Raw genomic sequence first — 20143 nt, forward strand, 5'->3', positions numbered from 1 at the left:
ATCGTAAAATCCAATATTCATGATGTAATACACGCACTATTTCAATTTCTTTTTATAAAAACCGAAATAACCAATTGCTATCAAAATAAACCAAATTGGACTCCATTGTACTGCTAATAAAGTATCGGGCTCTAAGCATAATATAAATACCGTAACCATCAAGAATACAATTACAAAAATACATGTTGCCAATCCACCGGGTAATTTAAAACTCAATTCTGCATAAAGTTGTGGGCGTTTACGCATTAAATTGATATAACTCCATATGATAATTAACCACACGCAAATACATAAAATTGTAGTTAAAGTTGTGGTAATGGTAAAGGCTTGTTGTAAACTTTCTGATGTTGATTGTAAAATCGCTCCCCCCACCAAACACGCCACGGTAAAATATAAAGCATTGGCAGGTACAGCATTTTTATTGAGCTTACCAAATAATTTTGGTGCAGATTGTTCGCTTGATAAACCAAACAACATACGACTGGTTGAGAAAATACCGCCATTCATTGATGACATCACAGATGATAAAACCACCAAATTCATGATAATCGCTGCTGCTGCTACACCCGCTTCACTAAATAAATTCACAAATGGACTTACTTTTGGGTCAATCGCATTCCAAGGAGTCACCGACATCACAATTAACAAGGCAAAAACGTAGAAAATAATGATACGGATTGGAATCGAGTTAATCGCTTTTGGTAAATTACGCTGTGGATTTTCTGTTTCTGCTGCTGTTGTGCCAACTAATTCCACACCAATAAAAGCAAAAATTGCAATTTGGAAGCCTGCTAAAAATCCATCAAACCCTTGTGGAAATAAACCACCATGCGACCAAATATTACTAAATGATGCAACGTGTCCCGCACTTGACGTATAACTTGTAAAAATCAGCCATAAACCTGTTAAAATCAGTACAATAATAGCAATAATTTTAATCAAGGCAAACCAAAACTCCATTTCACCAAATAATCGCACCGTCGCAAGGTTTAAAATCATGATAAAAAATATCGATGCAAAACTAATCATTAAACCTTCAGCTAAACTAAAAGCTTGTCCATTATTGAAAAATTGTAAATAATAAATAATGGCTGATAAATCAGCAATACCAATCGTTACCCAAACGAGCCAATACGTCCAACCTACAAAAAAGCCAGCCCAAGGTCCAATTAAATCAGTCGAAAAATCGATAAATGATTTATAATTTAAATTGGATAATAATAAACCACCCAATGCCCGCATGATAAAAAATACCACCAAGCCGATAATCATATAAATAAATAAAATTGATGGTCCAGCCACGCTGATGGTTTTACCAGAGCCCATAAATAAACCTGTACCAATCGCACCGCCAATTGCAATTAACTGAAGATGTCGGTTTGACAAGCTTCGTTGTAATTCATGTGTTTCAGACATTTGCATATTATCCACAAAAAATAAAAACCCTATTACAATAAAACAATTCACAAAAATAGGAAATACTTTTCTGACATTTTATGAGATAATTTTAATATCTTGTTTATTTTTAATGCATTAATGTTATGAGTAAAATTAAAACTATTTATCGTTGTGAACAATGTGGGACAGTACATTCAAAATGGGCTGGGCAATGTTCAGATTGCGGAGAATGGAATAGTCTCATCGAAAGTCAAGCTCAAACTACAACACCTGCTCATAAAGCCCAAATTGGTTTAAATGTTGCACCTAAAAAGGGTGGTTATGCAGGGCAAACTTCAGCCATTACTACACTTGATAAAGTTGAAATTAGTTACGAAACTCGCACATCAACAGGGATTAGTGAATTTGACCGAGTATTAGGTGGTGGCTTAGTTACAGGTTCAGTAGTACTGATTGGTGGTGATCCCGGTATTGGTAAATCGACTATTTTATTACAAACAGCAACCTACATGGCAAGTCAGCAATCAGCACTTTATATTACAGGGGAAGAAAGCCTTTCCCAAGTGGCAATGCGTGCCAAACGTTTAGAATTACCCTTAGAACGCCTAAAAGTCATGGCAGAAACCTGCGTTGAACGCATTTGTGAAGTGCTTGCCCATGAACGTCCACAAATGGCTGTTTTAGATTCTATTCAAACACTTTATACTGAAACTATTCAATCCGCACCGGGGGGCGTATCACAGATTCGTGAATCTGCTGCAATTTTAACACGTTTTGCGAAACATACAGGCACAGCATTATTTATCGTTGGTCATGTAACAAAAGAAGGGGCTTTAGCAGGTCCGAGAGTGTTGGAACATATGGTTGATTGCGTACTGTATTTTGAAGGGCAGTCCGATAGTCGTTATCGTATGATTCGTGCAGTAAAAAACCGTTTTGGTGCGGTGAATGAATTGGGTGTTTTTGGCATGACAGATAAAGGTCTAAAAGAAGTGGCTAATCCATCAGCAATTTTTTTAAGCCGTTATGATGAACCGATTGCTGGTTCTATTGTTATGATTAGTCGTGAAGGTACTCGCCCATTGTTGGTTGAAGTACAGGCATTGGTTGATGATGCACATGGTCAGCCACGCCGTGTAGCACTTGGTTTAGAACAAAACCGTTTATCGATGTTATTAGCAGTTATGCATCGTCATGGTGGTGTGCATACTGTAGGGCAAGATGTCTATGTTAATATTGTTGGTGGTTTAAAAATTACTGAAACAGGTTCGGACTTAGCTGTTCTATTAGCCTGTGCTTCGAGTTTAAGAAATAAAGCCTTACCACAACATTTAGCTGTTTTTGGTGAAGTCGGTTTATCTGGCGAAATTCGTCCTGTGCCGAATGGTCAAGAGCGTCTAAAAGAAGCTCAAAAACATGGATTTAAAACTATTATTTTACCACGAGCGAATGCTCCACAAAAAAGTATTGTCGGTTTAGAAATTATTGCTGTTTCTCGCTTGCATGAAGCCTTAGGTGCAGCGATGGATTTATAGACCTTTTCCATTGATATAAATCAATTATTTGGGAATTTACTATGCCAGAATTATCTTTTAGTGCACTCTTATGGTTATTGTTAGGTATTGAGCCATCACAGCTTACTGCTATCACTTATCAGCCATCAACACCAGTAACGATTAACCAACAAGCACAACATCATTTGATTGTGTTTTATCAAGCGGATAAACAACCTCATGTCATGGTCGCTTTAGCTACGCTTGATGTGAGCTTTTATCATCAATATCAAACGCTAAATGCAGTTGCTATTCAAGTGAATAATTTAAAATTAATCAATGAAATACAACAACAAATCGCTCAATTTGATGGCGTGATTGCAGTCAATAAAAATGGATTATTATTAGATGAAACACCATAAATAAAAACGCCATTCTCAATAAAAATGGCGTTTATACAATCCAACCAAGATTACATCTGTGATTGAATGTAGTTTTGTAAACCAATTAACTCAATTAAATCAATTTGTTTTTCTAACCAGTACATATGGTCTTCTTCAGTATCCAAGAGTTGCTGACGAAGCATATCACGGCTAATAAAATCGCCTTTTTCTTCACACAATTTGATACCTTGAGCTAAACGATCACGCACATGATACTCAAGCTCTAAGTCAGATTTTAAACAGCTCACAACATCATGACCGATATTTAATTCATCACGTGTCATATCTGGCTCTGCACCTAAAAATAATACACGGCGAATAATCGCATCGGCATGGGTGGTTTCTTCTTCCATCTCATGATTGATACGCTCATAAATCTTGGTTAAACCCCAATCTTCATACATACGTGAATGAATAAAATATTGATCACGAGCAGCTAATTCGCCACCAATCAAACTATTTAGATAAGCAATAACTTCAGGATTACCTTTCATTTGTTTTCCTCTTATCGGATTATGGACTTAATGGCTATATTATGCAAATTTTTGTACAATTTGCAAAGGTTATTTTTGCTTAAAACACTGATTTATAAATAAATAAAATGATAAAGTTTATCATTTATGTTTTATCATTTTGAATATTATGAATAAAAATAATAGCTTAAATTTGCGATAATTCATTTTAATTGTCAATTACGCAAATTTAACCACTATATTTAAAATGTAGCAAATTGTAGCCAATAAGAATACATCTATTTTAATATTGAGATTGATTATTTATTGATGTAAAACAGTAGTTTATAATAATCACTCTTAATTATCAATGGTTTTCATCATCAATCCACACCACGCCAATCTACCCATGCTTTGCGATGATTTTGGTACATATTTTGTACATAATGAGCCACTTTCATATTTTTTAACTGTTGTTGATAAGCATAAAATTCATCAGAAAAAATTTGATATTCACCATGTTCCCAAGGGGTATTAGCAACCTGTAATAATGGTGCAATCATGGCACATAATGACATATCGGCTAAACTTAATTTACCACCAATCAAAAATTCATCGATATATTCAAGTTGTTGATTTAGTTCAATAATCATCTGTTGCATTTTTTGATGTGATTGCTGAATATCTTTATCATTTAAACCAAAATGATGATGAAGCATTTTTTGTAAAATTGGTTTGGTAATTTTTTCAAATTGACGTGCATAGCCACGCTCGCCCAATAAAATATCTAGCGTATGTTCATCTTGTGCAGATAATGAAGCTAAACACCAACGGCGAATATATTGTCCCAATTCATCAGCAAAACTATTCCATTGTAAAATTTTTTCATGTAAATCACGTTGTGGGCGAATAATACGATGTTCTGGATAAATATCATCTAAATATAAAGCGATTTTAGTTGAATCACCTACCCAAGCATGGTCGTCTCTTAAAATAGGTAAGGTATTTTGTTTCGTTTTTAATTGCGTAAAAGCACGATGTAAACCTGGTCGGAGATTTTGTGCCACATAATGGAGCTCTTTAAAATCTAAAATCCAACGGACTTTTTCACAATAAGGCGACAATGGAAACTGATAAAGAATACGCATAAAAACCATAAATAAGAATGTAAATTAATTCTTATATCATAACAAATTTTTAAAGTAAATTTGTATGGCAATTTATGACTTTTGTAGGTAAATTCTATTCATTTTTACGATTGTTTGTATAAAATTATTTCTAGGATGATTGAAGTTAATGCGATAATAATGAATTTCTATCCATTTATTATATAGTAAATGATATTATCTAGTTGATATAAATTGATTTTTTTATTGATACAATATAAAATGTCTGTGTGATATGATTGAGTAGAAACTGATGAAAATAGATAAATTGTTACAATCGCAAGGATTTGGTTCACGCAAATATTGTCAATCATTAATTGAACAAGGTGTGGTATATTTAAATAATGAATTGTGTACTCATTTAAAATATCAAGTTCCTAAAGATAAGTTATCAGATTTAAGCATTACTATTTTTGGACAAGATTATCAGTATCGTGAAAAAGTTTATATTGCTTTAAATAAACCAATAGGCTATGAATGTTCACATCAAACGAGTCATCATCATTCAGTATTTGAATTATTACCTGATTATTTAAATTTGCGAGGTGTACAAGCAGTAGGGCGTTTAGACCAAGATACTACGGGTTTTTTGTTATTGACCGATGATGGACAATTTCTACAAAAAATGACCCATCCACGACATCATATAGGTAAAGCCTACCGTGTGCAAACTTGTCATGATTTTGATGATGAACTCTTAAATAGATTACAACAAGGGGTAAGTTTACATCAAGAACAGGGAATTTTTACCGCAAGTCATGTACAGCGTGTTGCAAGTAATCAGTTAAATATGACAATTTATCAAGGGATTTATCATCAAGTAAAACGTATGATTGCGAGTGCTGGTAATCGAGTTGAGCGATTACATCGTTTTAAAATTGGACAGCTTGATTTAGATGATTTAGATTTAGCATTAGGCGAATGGTGTTTTTTAACTAATGAACAAATAGGTAAAATACAACTTGATGATGTACATCGATAAAGTTGTTTGATATTTTGTGGATTATCATCTATTATACGTCAATTATAATGATGTGATATAAAAAGTTATGTTTATCGATACCCATTGCCATTTAACTATGTTAGATGCTACTCGCTATCCACAAGCCAACAATGCTGATGAAGTGATTGATTTAGCTATTGAAAATGCCTTGAAAGCTAATGTTACACAAATGATGGCGATTTCTGTAACCTTAAATGACCGTCATATTTTAGCTAAAGTTGCGGATAGACACTCACAAGTGGGTTATAGCATTGGTGTACATCCATGTAGTTCGGCTGAAGAGTTAGCTGAAGCAACTGTGGAAAATTTAGTCACTTATGCACAAGATGAGAAAGTCTGGGCATTGGGTGAAACGGGTTTGGATTATTATCATGATACCAGTTTAATTGCTGAACAAAAACAAAGTTTTATTAACCATATTGCAGCATCAAAAATTGTGAAAAAACCTGTGGTGGTACACACACGTTCAGCAAAACAAGATACTGTCGATTTAATCCGTGCAGAAAAGTCAGAACATGGTATTTTACATTGTTTTACTGAAGATTGGGAAATGGCTCGTCAGTTGCTTGATATGGGTTATTATATTTCATTCTCAGGTATTATTTCGTTTAAAAATGCTCAAGCCTTGCGTGATGTGGCAAAACAAGTGCCATTAGACCGTTTGTTGATTGAAACGGATAGTCCTTATTTAGCACCCGTGCCGTATCGTGGTAAGTCAAATGAACCACAATATGTGCCTTATGTAGCTCAAGTTTTAGCCGATATTCATGGTAAAACATTAGAAGAAATGGCAGAAATTACGACACAAAACTTTACTCGTTTACGTCAGCAAGTGGTTTAATCAAAAGTTGATAACATGGATATTAGTGTTGAAATTTTAAGCCGAAAACTTGATGAGCAAGTGATTTGTCCTTTATGTCAAAATATGATGTATGACATTGAGGGGGAAATTGTTGGGCGAGTTTATCAGTTTTATCAATGCAAGCAATGTCATCATCAAATTTTTCCCAATGAAGACCGAATTTGTTATTGTGAACATTGTGTACAACAGCGTAAAATTTTAATGCGAGAAACATCGTTACATGAGAAAAAAAAGCATCAAGATAAAATTGTAAGCGCTGAAGAAACTTTACCACAAATTGATGATTTAAATTTTACACAAAAGTTATTTGTATTAAGTGTGCTGGATTATCATGTGAATGAGGAGCGAGTACATGGCGAATATATTGCGTGGGAACGCATGAAATATTTACCCATTACGCCTAATTATCAATATCAAGCATACTTAATTAAACAATTAATTAAACAAAATTTTTTAGTTGAACATCAAGGAGCTGTGGGTTTTTATTATTTAAATTTATCACTTGATGGTTTGTATGATAGCAGTTTATATAGTATTCATTCTGGATTAAAATCAGGATTTTATCATCAGTTGAATGAATATGTGCCATTTAAACATGAAAATGAAGTGAAATTTGCACTTTATCAAATGATGTATCAAGAAATTGTGCAATTTATGCAATATGTTTGTGGATTATGGAAAATTCAAATTGCGGGTAATCAACAGTTAGAACGTTTATGTCAGCAATTGATGGCACATTTAGCATTATCACAAATTTTTTATTTGGTGCAACAGGCATTAAATTATTTACATCAGAAAAAATTATTAAAACGTAAGAATGATGATTTTGTGAATACCAATTTATTACGTAAAACTTTATTGGAATACGAACAAAAAATTATTCATGAAAAGTGGGAAACATCAAGTATATTAAGACCTGATGATATGCCAATAAGTCATATGAGTCAGATTTTATATTATCATGTGCTTAATTTAAAAGATAATTTTTATTATCAGCCGTTGTGGAAAATTTGGCAAACTGTACAGCCACGTTTAAGTTTTTTTGCTCGTCGCCGCTGTTTGCATTGTGGGAGTTATGATGTTTTGGTCGAATATAACCAATTTCAACATGTGAGTTTACGTTGCCAAGTATGCCATCGACAAAATCATTATCAGATTACATCCTAAAAAGTTAATGTTATGCTCATCATTATAAATTATTGATGTCGTGTAAGGAAAATTTGCAATTTATTTGTACAAATGAAATATCTTCAATTATATCAATATATTATGATTTTAAGTTGAACATGGAGTAAAGTGAATAATTTATAATCTTTGACGAATCCAAGTGATATTTTCTTCAGTAAATAAATGCTCAATATTTTTCCAAATACTGTGAAAGCCATATCCACCGTGTTTCATTTCTTGTGTGGCTTGTTCAATCGTCCAATTTTCAAATAAAATACGATACATAGCAATGCTTGCTCCTGTACGGTCAGAACCATGATAACAATGGATTAAAACATTTTCACCACGTTGTTGAATTTGTTTGATATTTTTCATCACTTGGAGCATATCTTCACGGTCAATTGCCCAAGTACGAATCGGAATATGAATAATATTATAAGGCTGATTTTCTAAAATTTTAAAATCATCTTTACTTTGTCTTAAGTTGATAATATTTTGAATTTTATAATGTTGTAGTTGTGGAATAAACTCTTGTGATGGTTGCTCGCTACGAAACACATGATTGGAGATTTGATAAAAATTATGTTGTTTATCAAGCGATGTTCCCCATTGTATTGGTCGTTGTTCATCTGGTAGGGCAGGTGTTGTCATACAACCCGTAGATAAAATTGCCAAAGTAATGATAAATAATGTATTTTTCATAAAATAATTTGCAGTTGAGTTGTGGTTTATGGATTTATTTTAACATAATCGTTCATAGCTTGTATTGTGATATTTGTAAATATATTGTGCTATAATAAAGTAAATACATTCTAAATTTGGAGCAAAATATGTACCTTGATATTGCACCACAAACGAGACACATTATTGAAAAAATTGCACATCAACAAGGACGTAGCGTGGAAGATTTTATTATCATGAGTGCTTATGAAAAGGCATTATATTCCTTGACGAAAGATGAAAGTGATAATCTTGATTTTGACCTAGAGCAAATGAAAGAAATGATGCAAGGACTTGAAACACCTGAAGAACGAGCAAAAAATACAACGGAAATGCCTGAGTGGGCATTTAAGGATTTGGTAAGTTTTGATAAATGGTTGGCAAGCGTATGAAAGTGAATTTTTCTAACGCTTTCAAAAGACGTATGCTAACATTAGACGATAATATGAGGCAAGCCGTATTGAGCTTTGTGGCACATGTTAGAACATATGGCTTGTATGGTTTAAGAGGGCGTAATAAGTCATCAATGCCTATTAATCCACGCACAAAACGCCAACAGTTACAGTACGCCTACACTCAAAAGTATTGTTTATGGCATTATCACATTGGGATACCTTGTTATGTAGGAGAACACGGCGATATGACTAGTGAATATATTTTGCATTATCAACGATTTGATGATGAAATTATACTCGTAGGTTTGTTGCCACATCCACCGTTTAGATTACCAAGTAAACAGGAAGTATTATAATAAATCTATGATTTAATTTATTTTTTTAAATTTTCAATAATCTCATTAATGGTTTTTAAACGTTTGACTTGTTGCCATAATTGTTCCGCTTGTGGATAGGCTTTAGACATCATACCGAGCCATTGTTTATAACGTCCTACCATGCCAATTTCCGTTTTACTTTCGCCTTGTAAAAAGCGGATTTGTAAGTTTACTAAATCAGCCCAAGTGAGTATAGCTGTATGTTGTTGCTGACGGATACATAGACTTAAATCGGGTGTAGTTACTGCACCACGACCGAGCATTAAATCTTGGCAACCTGATTGCTGTTGGCAACGTTGCGCATGTTGATAATTCCAAATTTCACCATTAGCAATCACATTGATATTTAATGCATTTTTAATTGGTAAGATTTTTTCCCAATATGCAGGAGGTGTGTAGCCATTAGCTTTGGTGCGTGCGTGTACGGTAAGCCAACTTGCTCCAGCATTTTCAATGGCAAAAGCATTGTCTAAAGTATGATTTTCATCTAAATAGCCTAAACGCATTTTTGCTGATACAGGAATGTGTGATGGTGTTGCATCTCGTACTGCTTTGACTAATTGATAAATGGTTTCAGGTTCATCAAGTAGAACCGCACCACCACGATGCTTATTCACCGTTTTTGCAGGGCAACCAAAATTTAAATCAATAGCAACAGCACCTAATTCTACTGCTCGTATTGCATTTCGAGCCAACATTTCTGCATTATTGCCTAAAAATTGAATATGTACAGGCGTACCTGCTGATGTTTGGCAACCTTGTTTGAGTTCAGGGCAATAGTGATAAAAAATATGGTCTGGTAATACACTATCAGTTACACGGATAAACTCGGTAACACACCAATCAAAATCACCAATATGGGTAAGTACATCACGCATGATTGGATCGGTAAGACCTTCCATAGGAGCGAGACAAAGTAAACCATCTCTTTTTAAATCAGTGTTTTGTAAGTTTTTCATTGCAGTTTAGCCTTTTAATATTTTGCAATATTATCAATAAATTATAGCATTAAATTAAGAATAATCTAACGATAATTAATTGTAGTACAGAGTAATTTCATAAAATATAATAAGATATTGATTTTGAATGAATTATTATTTGGGGTGTTTGATGAATGATTTAATAAAATCAATAAGTTAAATCAATCATGTAATTGGTTTAATTTTTATCATAAAATAAAGTTACTCTGATTTATTTAGTGCTATTATCTCGCAATTTTTTGTTTCAAATCTAGCAGAAATCTGTTATCTTTATGTATGGATTATAGAGTGAATACATAGCGGGGAAATTCTATGTCGCATATTGCTGCTTTACATACACCAAGTCAAATTCAATTAAATTCTCATGGGAATTTAAAGCATTTTTTAACTACAGAAGGCTTATCTAAAGACTTATTAGTTAAGATTTTAGATACTGCAGATAGTTTTATTGATGAAAATAATCAATTAAAAAATAGTCCATTACTAGAAGGACGCACGGTAATGAATCTATTTTTTGAAAATTCAACACGTACACGTATGACATTTGAAGCTGCTGCTAAGCGTTTATCTGCCAATGTATTAAATATTGATATTGCACGCTCAAGTACCAATAAAGGCGAAACTTTACGTGATACTTTGTGGAATTTAGAAGCAATGGCAGCAGATATTTTTGTTGTACGTCATGGGTCGTCAGGTGCGGCCCATTTTATTGCTCAGCAAGTTTGTCCAAATGTTGCCATTATTAATGCTGGAGATGGTCGTCATGCTCACCCAACACAAGCCATGTTGGATATGCTGACCATTCGCCGTGAAACGCAAAAGCCATTTTCTGACATGAGTATTGCTATTATTGGCGATATTAAACATTCACGTGTGGCTCGTTCGAATATTGCAGCATTACAAACATTAGGTTGTAAAGATATTCGTGTGATTGCACCAAATACCTTATTACCAGCAGGTTTTGCAGAATATGGTAGTCATGTGCGTTTAGTGAATAATATGGATGAAGGTGTAAAAGATTGCGATGTTGTGATTGCCTTGCGTATTCAAAATGAGCGTATTGATTCTCCTGCTTTATCATCACCACAAGAATTTTTTAAAACTTTTGGTTTAGACGAACGCCGTGTAAAATTAGCCAAACCTGATTGTATTGTCATGCACCCAGGTCCAATGAATCGTGGAGTAGAAATTGCTTCTAGTGTAGCTGATGGTGAGCAATCAGTGATTTTAAAACAAGTAACTAATGGTATTGCTGTGCGTATGGCGGTTCTTGCTTTATCAATGCAAGGGCAATTACAAGAAAATGGTCGAGTATAAGGGGTGAGGCAAATGATTAAAATAGAAAATGTACGTGTATTAAATCCGCTTGATAAAACTGATGAAGTAAAAACAGTTTATATTCATAATGGGCAGTTGGTTGATGAACATTTTGCTTATATTCATACCACATTAGATGGTACAGGGCAATGGTTAATACCAACGATGGTTGATTTATGTGCTAATATGCGTGAACCAGGACAGCAGCAACATGGTACATTACAATCTGAAGGGACAGCAGCTCGTGAAAATGGGATTTTACACATTGTTAATCCGCCAGATTCGCCAATTATTCAAGATAATGGGGCATTAATTAGTGGTTTGCAAGAAAAAGCATGGGCTGATGCTCAAGTTTATTTGCATATTATTGGGGCACTAACACAAGGCTTAAAAGGTAAACAACCTGCAAATATGGCAGGATTGAAAAAAGGTGGTTGTATTGCAGTTTCTAATGCTTATGCACCATTTGAAAATGATGATGTAATTATCCGTACTTTGGAATATGCAGCAGGTTTAGATTTAACAGTAGTATTTTATCCTGAAGAGGCTGAAATTGCTAAAGATGGTTGTGTGCATCAAGGTTTTACTGCTTCACGTCAAGGCTTGCCGACTATTCCAACGTTAGCAGAAACAGTTGCTGTTGCGAAATATTTATTGATGGTGGAAGCAACAGGCGTTAAAGCACACTTTGGTTTATTATCTTGCGGTGCTTCGGTTGATTTAATTCGTATTGCTAAACAAAATGGTTTAAAAGTTACTGCAGATGTAGCAATTCATCAATTACATTTAACAGAAAGTATTACTGATGGTTTTAATAGTTTGGCTCATGTGCGTCCACCATTGCGTGCTGAATCTGACTGTGATTTATTACGTAAAGGGGTACAACAAGGTGTAATTGATGCCATTTGTAGTCATCACGAACCGCTTAATTCATCGGCAAAAATGGCACCATTTGCTGAAACGCAAGCAGGTATTAGTAGTTTTGATAGTTTTGTGGCATTGGGTGTATCTTTAGTGGAACAAGGTTTATTAACGCCATTGCAATGGGTTGAAACAGTAACGATTAAACCTGCACAGATTGCTAACATAGTTGATGATTGGATAAAACAACATGGTTGGGTATTAATTGATCCTACACAAAAATGGACATTAAACTCACAAAATATGCATTCCAAAGGTAAAAATACACCATTAATCAATTGTGAATTAATGGGTAAAACAGTTAAAGTTTTTGTTTAATTTATATCCATTATAAACAAAATAGGCATAAAATGATTTATGCCTATTGCTTGATTGTTCAATAGCGAGATATTTATAATAGAAATTGTATCTTTTGTGAATTTTTTCACATTTTCTGATTAATTTTGTTAGATTTTTAATATAATTTACGCTAAAATAATAAGGAGAATTTTGTATGATAGCTTATTTTACCTTCTGGAAAAATAAGACAGTTTTTCAATATGTGGGGTTAGGTTTAACATGTTTACCATTGTGGGTGCAGATGCACATTCATCTTTTAAACAATCACAGCTTTTAACACGATTACAATCAATTGATAATCAGGTACAAGATATTAAAAGTCAATGGATTTATTTTTTTGATACGTCTTACTTAAATGAACAGCAACATGAGACGGCTATTCAATTATTGAACGATGGGCAGAAATACGAATTATATCGTACGAGTGAAGATGAAATACAGGTATTGATAACACCACGTATAGGAACGATTTCACCTTGGTGTTCAAAAGCAACTGATATTTTTAAAAATTGTGGTATTAATATTGAGCGTATTGAACGTGGTATTTTATATACCTTAAAGGGAATTGAACAACTTTCAACAGAATTAAAATTAGCCTTACATGACCGCATGACTGAAAGTGTGTTTAACAATATAAATGAGGCTGAATCTTTATTCCAAGAAAGTGAACCTAAACCGTTAAATAGTATTAATATTTTAGAAGAAGGGAAATATGCTTTAAAACAAGCCAATATTGAATTTGGTTTTGCTTTATCTGAACAAGAAATTGATTATTTATATGATGCTTTCAAGGAGTTAGGGCGTAATCCACATGATATTGAATTGATGATGTTTGCTCAAGCAAATTCAGAGCATTGTCGTCATAAAATCTTTAATGCTGAATGGACGATTGATGGTGAAAAACAACCATTATCATTGTTCCAAATGATTAAAAATACGCATAAAATGTCGCCAACCGATGTATTATCAGCGTATAAAGATAATGCGTCTGTGATTACAGGTTTTGATGCTCCACGTTTTTATCCAACTCCAAATAAAGATGGTCAATATGTGTACAATCATCATCCACAAGAAACGCATATTTTAATGAAAGTGGAAACCCATAACCATCCAACAGCGATTTCTCCTTTTGCAGGAGCTGCAACGGGTTCTGGTGGAGAAATCCGTGATGAAGGTGCAACGGGTCGTGGTGGTAAACCAAAAGCTGGTTTAACAGGCTTTACGGTTTCAAATTTAAATATTCCTAATTTTGAACAACCATGGGAAGAGCAATACGGTAAACCAAGTCGTATGGCATCGCCATTACAAATTATGATTGATGGACCTTTGGGTGGAGCTGCATTTAATAATGAATTTGGTCGTCCTAACTTAAATGGTTATTTCCGTACGTTTGAGCAAAATGTTAATGGTGAAGTAAAAGGTTTCCATAAGCCAATCATGATTGCAGGTGGCTATGGTAATATCAATGCTGAACATGTGGAAAAAAATGATATTCAAGCGGGCGATTTATTAGTCGTTTTAGGTGGGCCAGCGATGTTAATTGGTCTAGGTGGTGGTGCTGCTTCATCTGTGGATAGTGGTACGATGGGCGAAAGTTTAGATTTTGCATCAGTACAACGTGAAAACCCAGAAATGGAACGCCGTTGTCAAGAAGTGATTGATACTTGTTGGCGATTGGGTGAACAAAACCCCATTGTTTCTATTCATGATGTGGGTGCAGGTGGTTTGTCTAATGCCATGCCTGAATTGGTCAATGACCATGAATTAGGTGCAATATTGAATTTGCGTAAAATTCCATCATTAGAAAAGGGCATGAGTCCGATGGAAATTTGGTCAAATGAAGCACAAGAACGTTATGTATTAGCAATTCGTCCATCATCATTATCAGTATTTGAAAATATTTGTGAGCGTGAGCGTTGCCCATTTGCGGTGTTAGGTAAAGCAACAGCAGAGCGTCATTTAACGGTTGAAGACCCATTATTTCAAAATAATGCGGTAGATATGCCAATGCAAGTGATGTTAGGCGGTACACCACGTATGCAACGTTCATTTGACCGTATTGAACGTCAAGGAGATGATTTTGACCCATATACGCTTGATTTAAAAGATGCGATTTTCCGTGTACTTAAAAATCCAACGGTTGCTTCAAAATCATTCTTAATTACCATTGGAGACCGTTCCATTACAGGCATGGTTGCACGAGACCAAATGGTTGGACGTTGGCAAGTTCCTGTAGCAGATTGTGCGGTTACAACAACCAATTTACAAGATTATACAGGTGAAGCGATGGCGATGGGTGAGCGTCCACCTGTGGCATTATTAAATCCATCAGCATCGGCACGTTTAGCGGTTGCAGAAGCAATTACTAATATTGCTAGTGCTAGTATTGAAAAAATTGGTGATATTAAATTATCTGCAAACTGGATGGCAGCAGCAGGACAAACTGGCGAAGACCAAGCCTTATTTGAAGCAGTAAAAACGATTGGTATGGAAATTTGCCCAGCCTTAGATATTGCTATTCCTGTAGGTAAAGATTCGCTTTCTATGCGTACTACTTGGCAAGATAATGGGGAAGATAAATCAGTAACATCGCCATTGTCGTTAATTATCACGGCTTTTGCACCTGTGCAAGATGTGCGTAAAACTTTAACACCTGAATTAAAAAATGTTGAAGAGAGTGTACTGGTTCGTATTGACTTATCTCGTGGTCAATTCCGTTTAGGTGGTTCGATTTTAGCTCAAGTATATCAAAAGATTGGTGCGGAAAGTCCTGATGTTGATGATTTTGAAGATTTACGTCATTTGTTTGAATTGGTACAAGATTGGAATGAGCGTGATCTGATTTTAGCTTATCATGATATTGGCGATGGTGGTTTATTAGCGACAGTTGTAGAAATGATGTTTACTTCACGTTTGGGTGTGGAATTAATAGAACATCGTATTGAAGCATTATTTGCGGAAGAAATTGGTGCTGTAGTACAGTTAAGGAAGGAAGATTGGCAACAAATTCAAACCGAACTCAATATGAGTACCTTAAATGATTGTATTGATGTGATTGGTTATGTCAATGATACTGACACTTTATTGGTTGATGATTTAACGTTAAAACGTGTAGAATTGCAACAAGCATGGGCAAGTGTATCGCACCAAATCCAACGTTTGCGTGATAATGCAGAAACAGCTGATCAAGAATTTGCCTTGATTAGTGATAATAGCCATCAAGGTTTAATTGCACAAGTAACCTATGATTTAAATGAGCAAATCGAAGCACCATTTATCAATATCCGCCGTCCAAATATGGCAATTTTGCGTGAGCAGGGGGTCAATGGTCATATTGAAATGGCTGCAGCTTTTGATAAAGTTGGCTTTAATGCAGTTGATGTACATATGAGTGATTTATTATCAGGTCGTGTACAACTTGCTGATTTTGAAGGTTTAGTGGCGTGTGGTGGTTTCTCTTATGGCGATGTGCTTGGTGCTGGTGGTGGTTGGGCAAAATCAATTTTGTTAAATCCACAATTACGTGATCAGTTTAAGAAATTTTTCCATCGTCCTGAAACATTTACTTTAGGTGTGTGTAATGGCTGTCAAATGGTTTCACAACTTGCATCGTTAATTCCGGGTGCGGAGCATTGGGGACGTTTCCATCGTAATACATCAGAAGTATTTGAAGCACGTGTTGCCAATGTACGTGTAGAAAAATCGGCTTCTGTTTTATTACAAGGTATGGAAGGTTCGATTTTGCCAATCGCAGTGGCTCATGGCGAAGGTCGTTTGGTTGTTGCTGATGAGAGTCTGCAACAAATGAAATACGATAATCAAATTGTATTGCGTTATGTTGATAGTGCAGGTAATCCAACACAACATTATCCTTTAAATCCAAATGGTTCTCCAGAAGGGATTACAGGCTTAACCTCTAAAGATGGTCGTGCAACAGTCATGATGCCACACCCAGAGCGTAATTTCCGTGCTATTCAACATTCATGGAAGCCTGAAGATTGGGATAAAGATGGTGCTTGGTTGCGTATGTTCCGTAATGCACGAGTATTTGTAGGTTAATTCAATATAAAATAGCTAAATTATTGATTTAGCTATTTTTATTTGGATAGTAAATGGCGTATTTATAATTGCTGTGACAACATATTTATTATATATTAACGTGAATTCAGCTTAAATTGTATATTATAACTTATTGAAATATAAAGATTGAGTGAGGTGCGTAGTACGCACCTTACGAGTAGAAATCTATGTCATTTATACCTTTAATATTAATTAAATAGTTACACTCAAAAATGCTCTAAACTCACGTTATATTAATATCATTTAACATATTTAAAATACTTAACGCTACAACAGGAGCGGTTTCTGTACGTAGTACACGGTCGCCAATCGTCCATGATTGAAAGCCATGTTGATGGGTGAAATCAATTTCTGCTTGACTTAAACCACCTTCAGCACCAATCAATAAAGCAATGTGATTGGGTAATGGTTTTGGGAAATTTACTTTACCATCACTTAATGCCATTACTAATTTTAAGTCAGCTTGTACATTAGGAACCCATTGTTCTAAACTTGTAGGCTCAATAATTTGAGGTACAATATTTAAACCACATTGTTCACAAGCCGCAATGGCTACACCTTGCCAATGTTCAATTTTTTTTTGGTCTCGGTCATATTTCAAACGCATTTCACAGCGTTCGCTGGTTAAAAGTTGAATATGACGCACGCCTAATTCAGTTGATTTTTGAACGGCATAATCCATACGGTCGCCTTTACTCATGACTAGACCGATAGTAACATTAAAAGCTAATGTACGATTAATAGGGTTATAATCTAAAATATGAACTTGAGCATTTTTTTTATTGATTTCATTTAATTCTACGAGATATTCACCACCTTGACCATTAAATAAAATTGCTTGCTCACCGATTTTGGCACGCAATACACGTGTCCAATGATGAAATACATTCTCTGGAAGTTGTATCGATTGTGCAACGTGTAAAGATAATGGCACATAAAAACGGTTCATAACAGAAATCTCAATAAAAAAAAACCGACTAGAAATTTAGTCGGTTATATTTTAAAAAATGCAATCGTTTAAAGCAAGTGATTTACTTAACGATATTGATTCCAACCCATATGATTCATCTGGTTTAATTGATTCATTTGATTATATGGATCTTCTTCGTAACCTTGTTGATAGCCTTGTTCTAAATGCTGTAAATGTTGGTGCATTGCACGCTCATGTTGGATACGTTGATAAATTTCTTCACGGTGTACAGAAATTTCCTTAGGTGCATTAACACCGATACGTACTTGATTACCTTTTACACCTAAAACAGTTACGCTTACTTGGTCGCCAATCATCAATGTTTCACCAACACGACGAGTTAAAATTAACATAAGATTGCTCCTTTTATCTTGGAATATTGAACATTTATATTGAAAAATATCCAATACTTAGACATATTGTCAGATTAATGTGATAGTTCCAAAATTTGTGATTCACGATTAATCCTAATCACATTTATCACCTTTTGGGTTAGGATTTGTCTCACAATCTTGGTAAGATTGTTACTTGCCTAAGTATAATAACAGAACCACTATAAAAAATATAGTGGTTCTCTATAAAAATGTGATACATTTAACAAAAAATAATATTGAAATTTTATGTTATGTACATTAATTTTTCAAATTAGGCACGAGCAGAACTCTCACCATGTTCACGGTCTAAGCCGAATGCTGTATGTAAAGTACGCACTGCAAGCTCTAAATATTTTTCATCAATTGCAACAGAAATCTTAATTTCAGAAGTCGTAATCATCAAAATATTAATGCTTTCTTTGGCAAGAGCGGTAAACATTTTACTTGCAACACCTGCATGAGAACGCATACCAACACCAACAATTGATACTTTTACGATATCATTACGTGTAATCACTTCACGAGCGTTGATTTGTTTTGCAGTTTCTTCCAAAATACCTTTAGCCTTAGTAAAATCATTACGGTTTACGGTAAAGGTAAAGTCGGTCGTGCCATCTTCTTCAATATTTTGAATAATCATATCTACTTCGATATTGGCATCAGAAATTGGTGTTAAAATTTTTGATGCAATACCCGGCTCATCTGGTACGCCTAATACCGTTAATTTTGCTTCATCACGGTTAAATGCAATACCCGCAATAATTGGTTGTTCCATATCGTCTTCTGCCTCTGTTGTAATTAAAGTACCAACATTTTTTCTAAATTCATCATCAAATGCACCATCATCATCATTATCAAAACTTGATAATACACGCAATGGCACGTTATATTTACCTGCAAATTCTACAGAACGAATTTGTAACACTTTTGAACCTAAAGATGCCATTTCTAGCATTTCTTTAAAGGAAATTCGATCAACTTTTTTTGCTTTTGGTGCAACACGAGGGTCGGTTGTATAAACACCATCAACATCGGTATAAATTTGACATTCATCTGCCTGTAATGCTGCTGCAAGAGCAACACCCGTTGTATCAGAGCCACCACGACCTAATGTAGTGGTATTGCCCAAATCATCAACACCTTGAAAGCCAGCCACTACAATTACACGCCCTGCATCTAAATGTTCAGTCATAGCTTGAGTATCAATCGATTCAATACGTGCTTTAGTGAAGGCACTGTCAGTTTTAATACCAACTTGACGACCTGTCATTGATTGAGCTTCAACACCTAAAGAGTTTAGAGCCATCGATAACATTGCAATCGTTACTTGCTCACCTGTAGAAACCATTTGGTCTAATTCACGAGGATTTGGGGTTTCTGTAATTGCTTTTGCTAAAGCGAGTAAACGATTGGTTTCACCACTCATTGCCGATACTACGACAACTACTTTATGTCCATGGTCATGCCAGCGTTTTACACGGCGAGCGACATTTAAAATTCGCTCTGGTGTACCCATTGACGTACCACCATATTTTTGTACGATTAAAGCCATAGCTATTCTTACTCTAAATCAAGAAATAGAAATCAAAACTTTATTATTAAAGCATTTTTTACAATAAAAATAAAGTTAAAAATCAATTAAAAATATAGACTGTAAATGCTATGAGTAATTTTGTTTTATAATAT

Annotated in this window: 18 protein-coding genes; 10 read left to right on the forward strand and 8 right to left on the reverse strand. The window is 34.7% G+C overall.

Translation table 11 applies throughout. From position 1 onward, the window contains the following. Window positions 1-36: 36 nt before the first annotated feature. Window positions 37-1422, reverse strand: coding sequence for an amino acid permease (locus LU301_RS05380; RefSeq protein ID WP_305273599.1), 1386 nt, complete (start codon window positions 1420-1422; stop codon window positions 37-39). Between the two features lie 119 nt (window positions 1423-1541). On the opposite strand from LU301_RS05380, the gene radA reads away from it, so the two are divergent. Further along, window positions 1542-2933, forward strand: coding sequence for a DNA repair protein RadA (gene radA / locus LU301_RS05385; RefSeq protein WP_305273601.1), 1392 nt, complete (start codon window positions 1542-1544; stop codon window positions 2931-2933). Between the two features lie 41 nt (window positions 2934-2974). Next, window positions 2975-3313, forward strand: coding sequence for a hypothetical protein (locus LU301_RS05390; RefSeq protein WP_305273603.1), 339 nt, complete (start codon window positions 2975-2977; stop codon window positions 3311-3313). Window positions 3314-3363: 50 nt separating this feature from the next. On the opposite strand, the gene ftn is transcribed toward LU301_RS05390, so the two are convergent. Together ftn and LU301_RS05400 are read right to left on the reverse strand one after the other, a co-directional pair. After that, the gene (ftn, locus tag LU301_RS05395; RefSeq protein WP_305273605.1) at window positions 3364-3828 is read right to left on the reverse strand and encodes a heteropolymeric bacterioferritin subunit Ftn; all 465 of its coding nucleotides are present in this window, start codon (window positions 3826-3828) and stop codon (window positions 3364-3366) included. Between the two features lie 341 nt (window positions 3829-4169). Beyond that, the gene (locus LU301_RS05400; protein WP_305273607.1) at window positions 4170-4934 is read right to left on the reverse strand and encodes a glutathione S-transferase; all 765 of its coding nucleotides are present in this window, start codon (window positions 4932-4934) and stop codon (window positions 4170-4172) included. A gap of 271 nt (window positions 4935-5205) precedes the next feature. Between LU301_RS05400 and LU301_RS05405 the strand changes: the two genes are divergently transcribed. The 3 genes from LU301_RS05405 to LU301_RS05415 all read left to right on the forward strand — a co-directional run bounded on the left by LU301_RS05405 (window position 5206) and on the right by LU301_RS05415 (window position 7984). After that, window positions 5206-5934: a pseudouridine synthase gene (locus tag LU301_RS05405; protein WP_305273609.1), complete on the forward strand. Its 729-nt coding sequence runs from the start codon at window positions 5206-5208 to the stop codon at window positions 5932-5934. Between the two features lie 67 nt (window positions 5935-6001). Next, window positions 6002-6796 carry a TatD family hydrolase gene (locus tag LU301_RS05410; RefSeq protein ID WP_305273611.1) on the forward strand — a complete coding sequence of 265 codons (795 nt, stop codon included), beginning with the start codon at window positions 6002-6004 and terminating at the stop codon, window positions 6794-6796. A 15-nt stretch (window positions 6797-6811) separates the two neighbouring features. Continuing rightward, a complete protein-coding gene (locus LU301_RS05415; protein ID WP_305273613.1) occupies window positions 6812-7984 on the forward strand; it encodes a hypothetical protein in 1173 nt (390 codons plus the stop codon). A 138-nt stretch (window positions 7985-8122) separates the two neighbouring features. Here LU301_RS05415 and LU301_RS05420 read toward each other — a convergent pair whose 3' ends face one another. Beyond that, window positions 8123-8686, reverse strand: a complete 564-nt coding sequence (locus LU301_RS05420) for a dual specificity protein phosphatase family protein (RefSeq protein ID WP_305273615.1) — start codon at window positions 8684-8686, stop codon at window positions 8123-8125. Window positions 8687-8814: 128 nt separating this feature from the next. On the opposite strand from LU301_RS05420, the gene LU301_RS05425 reads away from it, so the two are divergent. Together LU301_RS05425 and LU301_RS05430 are read left to right on the forward strand one after the other, a co-directional pair. Further along, the gene (locus tag LU301_RS05425) at window positions 8815-9096 is read left to right on the forward strand and encodes a type II toxin -antitoxin system TacA 1-like antitoxin (protein WP_305273617.1); all 282 of its coding nucleotides are present in this window, start codon (window positions 8815-8817) and stop codon (window positions 9094-9096) included. A gap of 53 nt (window positions 9097-9149) precedes the next feature. Next, entirely contained in the window at window positions 9150-9455 is a 306-nt protein-coding gene (locus LU301_RS05430) for a hypothetical protein (RefSeq protein ID WP_305273619.1), read from the forward strand. A gap of 17 nt (window positions 9456-9472) precedes the next feature. Here LU301_RS05430 and LU301_RS05435 read toward each other — a convergent pair whose 3' ends face one another. Next, on the reverse strand, window positions 9473-10435 hold the full coding sequence (locus LU301_RS05435) for a tRNA-dihydrouridine synthase (protein ID WP_305273622.1): 963 nt from the start codon (window positions 10433-10435) through the stop codon (window positions 9473-9475). Window positions 10436-10768: 333 nt separating this feature from the next. On the opposite strand from LU301_RS05435, the gene LU301_RS05440 reads away from it, so the two are divergent. The 3 genes from LU301_RS05440 (at window position 10769) to purL (ending at window position 17092) form a co-directional block, all read left to right on the forward strand. After that, the gene (locus tag LU301_RS05440; protein ID WP_305273624.1) at window positions 10769-11773 is read left to right on the forward strand and encodes an aspartate carbamoyltransferase catalytic subunit; all 1005 of its coding nucleotides are present in this window, start codon (window positions 10769-10771) and stop codon (window positions 11771-11773) included. A gap of 12 nt (window positions 11774-11785) precedes the next feature. Further along, window positions 11786-13012 (forward strand): dihydroorotase, encoded by a 1227-nt coding sequence (locus LU301_RS05445; RefSeq protein WP_305273626.1) that lies wholly within the window; start codon window positions 11786-11788, stop codon window positions 13010-13012. 240 nt (window positions 13013-13252) lie between these two features. Further along, window positions 13253-17092, forward strand: coding sequence for a phosphoribosylformylglycinamidine synthase (purL, locus tag LU301_RS05450; protein ID WP_305273628.1), 3840 nt, complete (start codon window positions 13253-13255; stop codon window positions 17090-17092). A gap of 244 nt (window positions 17093-17336) precedes the next feature. Here purL and LU301_RS05455 read toward each other — a convergent pair whose 3' ends face one another. The 3 genes from LU301_RS05455 to LU301_RS05465 all read right to left on the reverse strand — a co-directional run bounded on the left by LU301_RS05455 (window position 17337) and on the right by LU301_RS05465 (window position 20009). Further along, the gene (locus LU301_RS05455) at window positions 17337-18062 is read right to left on the reverse strand and encodes a 16S rRNA (uracil(1498)-N(3))-methyltransferase (RefSeq protein WP_305273630.1); all 726 of its coding nucleotides are present in this window, start codon (window positions 18060-18062) and stop codon (window positions 17337-17339) included. Between the two features lie 86 nt (window positions 18063-18148). Further along, window positions 18149-18436 (reverse strand): carbon storage regulator CsrA, encoded by a 288-nt coding sequence (gene csrA, locus LU301_RS05460; protein ID WP_305273632.1) that lies wholly within the window; start codon window positions 18434-18436, stop codon window positions 18149-18151. A 292-nt stretch (window positions 18437-18728) separates the two neighbouring features. Beyond that, window positions 18729-20009, reverse strand: a complete 1281-nt coding sequence (locus LU301_RS05465) for an aspartate kinase (protein ID WP_305273634.1) — start codon at window positions 20007-20009, stop codon at window positions 18729-18731. Window positions 20010-20143 lie beyond the last annotated feature (134 nt).

Source organism: Moraxella sp. ZY210820 (assembly GCF_030674635.1).
Lineage (GTDB): Bacteria > Pseudomonadota > Gammaproteobacteria > Pseudomonadales > Moraxellaceae > Acinetobacter.

Bases quoted from the DNA above. Each gene is read 5' to 3' on its own strand.
- LU301_RS05430 (WP_305273619.1), top strand. From the start codon at position 9,150: ATGAGGCAAGCCGTATTGAGCTTTGTGGCACATGTTAGAACATATGGC.
- LU301_RS05410 (WP_305273611.1), top strand. From the start codon at position 6,002: ATGTTTATCGATACCCATTGCCATTTAACTATGTTAGATGCTACTCGC.
- LU301_RS05425 (WP_305273617.1), top strand. From the start codon at position 8,815: ATGTACCTTGATATTGCACCACAAACGAGACACATTATTGAAAAAATT.
- LU301_RS05445 (WP_305273626.1), top strand. From the start codon at position 11,786: ATGATTAAAATAGAAAATGTACGTGTATTAAATCCGCTTGATAAAACT.
- ftn (WP_305273605.1), bottom strand. From the start codon at position 3,828: ATGAAAGGTAATCCTGAAGTTATTGCTTATCTAAATAGTTTGATTGGT.
- LU301_RS05465 (WP_305273634.1), bottom strand. From the start codon at position 20,009: ATGGCTTTAATCGTACAAAAATATGGTGGTACGTCAATGGGTACACCA.
- purL (WP_305273628.1), top strand. From the start codon at position 13,253: ATGTTTACCATTGTGGGTGCAGATGCACATTCATCTTTTAAACAATCA.
- LU301_RS05455 (WP_305273630.1), bottom strand. From the start codon at position 18,062: ATGAACCGTTTTTATGTGCCATTATCTTTACACGTTGCACAATCGATA.
- LU301_RS05440 (WP_305273624.1), top strand. From the start codon at position 10,769: ATGTCGCATATTGCTGCTTTACATACACCAAGTCAAATTCAATTAAAT.
- radA (WP_305273601.1), top strand. From the start codon at position 1,542: ATGAGTAAAATTAAAACTATTTATCGTTGTGAACAATGTGGGACAGTA.
- LU301_RS05420 (WP_305273615.1), bottom strand. From the start codon at position 8,686: ATGAAAAATACATTATTTATCATTACTTTGGCAATTTTATCTACGGGT.
- LU301_RS05435 (WP_305273622.1), bottom strand. From the start codon at position 10,435: ATGAAAAACTTACAAAACACTGATTTAAAAAGAGATGGTTTACTTTGT.
- LU301_RS05380 (WP_305273599.1), bottom strand. From the start codon at position 1,422: ATGCAAATGTCTGAAACACATGAATTACAACGAAGCTTGTCAAACCGA.
- LU301_RS05415 (WP_305273613.1), top strand. From the start codon at position 6,812: ATGGATATTAGTGTTGAAATTTTAAGCCGAAAACTTGATGAGCAAGTG.
- LU301_RS05405 (WP_305273609.1), top strand. From the start codon at position 5,206: ATGAAAATAGATAAATTGTTACAATCGCAAGGATTTGGTTCACGCAAA.
- LU301_RS05400 (WP_305273607.1), bottom strand. From the start codon at position 4,934: ATGCGTATTCTTTATCAGTTTCCATTGTCGCCTTATTGTGAAAAAGTC.
- LU301_RS05390 (WP_305273603.1), top strand. From the start codon at position 2,975: ATGCCAGAATTATCTTTTAGTGCACTCTTATGGTTATTGTTAGGTATT.
- csrA (WP_305273632.1), bottom strand. From the start codon at position 18,436: ATGTTAATTTTAACTCGTCGTGTTGGTGAAACATTGATGATTGGCGAC.